This is a genomic window from uncultured Nostoc sp. (assembly GCF_964245575.1).
Classification (GTDB): Bacteria; Cyanobacteriota; Cyanobacteriia; order Cyanobacteriales; family Nostocaceae; genus Nostoc.
Map to the genome: position 1 here is coordinate 1 of NZ_CAXTNP010000518.1, position 2,582 is coordinate 2,582.

Annotated in this window: 2 protein-coding genes and 1 pseudogene; 2 read left to right on the forward strand and 1 reads right to left on the reverse strand. The window is 45.7% G+C overall.

What is annotated here, in order from left to right; translation table 11 throughout:
- Positions 1-219 precede the first annotated feature (219 nt).
- Positions 220-303 (forward strand): annotated as a pseudogene (locus tag ACFFAP_RS37900) (red chlorophyll catabolite reductase); the annotation flags it as partial.
- 113 nt (positions 304-416) lie between these two features.
- Here the strand turns inward: ACFFAP_RS37900 and ACFFAP_RS37905 are convergent.
- Complete coding sequence (locus ACFFAP_RS37905) at positions 417-1,400, reverse strand: NmrA family NAD(P)-binding protein (RefSeq protein ID WP_375516017.1); 984 nt, start codon at positions 1,398-1,400, stop codon at positions 417-419.
- Between the two features lie 119 nt (positions 1,401-1,519).
- Here ACFFAP_RS37905 and ACFFAP_RS37910 point away from each other — a divergent pair, with 119 nt between their 5' ends.
- Entirely contained in the window at positions 1,520-2,563 is a 1,044-nt protein-coding gene (locus tag ACFFAP_RS37910; protein WP_375516018.1) for a nitrilase-related carbon-nitrogen hydrolase, read from the forward strand.
- The last annotated feature ends 19 nt before the right edge of the window (positions 2,564-2,582 follow it).

The window sequence follows — 2,582 nt, forward strand, 5'->3', positions numbered from 1 at the left end:
ATTTTTATTTTTATAATTAAGTATAATAAAAAATATTTTGTATGAAGTTCCAGTATTATTACTGAATTTATAGTAAGGGCAAAGGCATCTAAACGAGGAATCATCGACTGATAAGGTGTGATTGCGATCGCCACCGGAAAGGGCGGGTACGCCATCGCAGAGCGTCTTGTACAGTTGCAAAGCAATCTCATAACCCTGCAACTGCTTTGTTTCACTACCCGTGATTTAATTGTGCGCCGGGCGATCGCACAACGCGACCCAGACAACCAAATCGCCTGGCGCCTATTTGGAGCAGAAATGACATTCTTCCCCTGCTTCCCCTGCTCCCCCTGCCTCCTCTGCTTCCCCTGCTTGCCTCAATTCATCCCACTGTTCTGCAACGCCGTTAAAGGTAGGCTAACTTTTGCCACAGTATACTAATCCGATCGCAGACTTTCGTAAGTAAGTTCTGTATTTGCCCAGTTGGTTTCTGCGAGAAATTCCCTAAATGTGGTCAGAAGTCCAGGAAACTCCTCTTCTCGTAAACGCCAGACATCGGCTTGATAACCTTGCTTGCGATACCACTGAATCAAATCGAACAGTTCCTTTTGCAGCAAGAGTAAGAAAATCCAGGCGGGTGTCTCTTTGTAGACAACTTTCATCCCCTGCGCTTGGGAGAATGCCTCTGCCATCCCAAGAGGAGTCAGCACATCGCCAGCTAGCTCAATTTCTTGACCAATATACTTGGTGGGATGTTTAATTACGTAGGCAGCAACGCGGCCCATGTCCTTGGTTGTGATTAGATGAAGGGGCAAGTCTTGCTGAATGGAAAATGGGAAACTACCTTTGAGGATGGAAGGTCGCGTGTACTTCTTCCAAAACTCCTCCATAAACAAGCAAGCTCGCAACATGGTAGTCGGTAAGCCAGCTTCTTTGAGAATTTGCTCTACTTGGTACTTTTGCTCAATGCGGGGGATTCCTGAATTCCTGTCCGCCCCACCTGCGGAATTGTAGACAAAGTGCTTAATATTAGCAAGTTTTGCAACTTGTGCAACTCGCCTTGCTCTCTCCACCTCTAGCGGGTCAATTTTAGCAGAGTCCGCAGCAGTAGCGTGGCAGTAAACAGCCGAAATTCCTGTAAAGGCTGCTATGAGCGAGGCTTCATCGTCGAGGTTGGCTTTTACCAGTTCAACTCCGGCATCGTTGAGCTTTGCAAGAGTTGGACGATTAAGGTCAATTTCTCTAGTGATGACTCGCATCTTTGTAACTCCCTGTTCGAGAAATCCCTTAACGACATTTCCACCTGTGCCGCCAGTAACTCCGATGAGTAAAACTTTATCAGTGTTTGACTCTGTGCGATCGGGGAAATTTGACATTCTCTCTTCTACCTGGAGTTCTTCATTTAAATTAAGTGTATCCAAAGACAACAGAAGCAAACAATAATTGAAGATTTCAGAAGTCAGAAGTCAGAATTCACAAGAGCTACGTGACCACCGTAGGCATCGTATTCTATAAGGTAGTAATAAAATTTGGACACAGCATGGCAGATAACACCGATAATCTCAACTCATACCGAGCTTTAGCACTCCAAGTTACCTGTCATGCAGTCAACCAAGCAAGCGATTGCCACGAAGCGCGATCGCTCATGCAAAACTCCATCAACCGCCTAGCACAACAAATTTCTGCCAGTATCGCTTTCATTGGCTTCGATTGTCGTTTAATTGTACTGCCAGAATATTTCCTGACTGCTTTCCCGATGGGAGATTCTCTCTTAGGATGGGCAGAAAAAGCTTGTATAGAAATGGCTGGTGCTGAGTATGAAGCACTTGGTAAAATTGCCCAAAAGCATAAAATCTTTTTAGCTGGTAACGCCTACGAAGTTGACCCCAACTTTCCCGGATTGTACTTCCAAACCTGCTTTATTCTTGACCCTTCTGGCTCAATTGTTTTGCGATATCGGCGGCTTAATTCCTTATTTGCTCCCACCCCCCATGATGTTTGGGATAAATATCTTGACTGCTATGGTTTAGAGGGAGTTTTCCCCGTAGCCAAAACGGAGATCGGTAATTTGGCAGCTTTAGCATCAGAAGAAATTTTGTATCCAGAAGTGGCGCGGTGTCTGGCGATGCGAGGAGCAGAGATTTTTGTCCATTCCACCTCAGAAGTGTATAACAAAAACCTCACGCCCAAAGATGCGGCAAAAATCACTCGCGCCGTCGAAAATATGGCTTATGTAGTTTCAGCTAATACCGCAGGCATCGCTAATATTGCTATCCCCATTGCTTCGGCTGACGGTGGTTCTAAAATCATTGACCATCGCGGAATCGTTTTAGCAGAAACAGGTGCAGGTGAGAGCATGGCAGCATTTGCAGAGATTGATTTAGGAGCATTACGCCGCGATCGCCGCCGACCAGGGTTAAATAATTTACTTTCACGCCAACGATTTGAACTATACGCCGAAAGTTACCGCCAATCACACTTTTACCCAGCTAATACTATGCTGGAGGGAGAAGTAGACCGCAAACACTTCCTCCAAACGCAGCAAGCCACCATTGAACGGTTAGCCAAACTGGGAATTATTTGAATGGGGAATGGGGAATGGG

Excerpts from the sequence above, each read along its gene's own strand:
- ACFFAP_RS37910 (WP_375516018.1), top strand. The coding sequence starts at position 1,520 with ATGGCAGATAACACCGATAATCTCAACTCATACCGAGCTTTAGCACTC.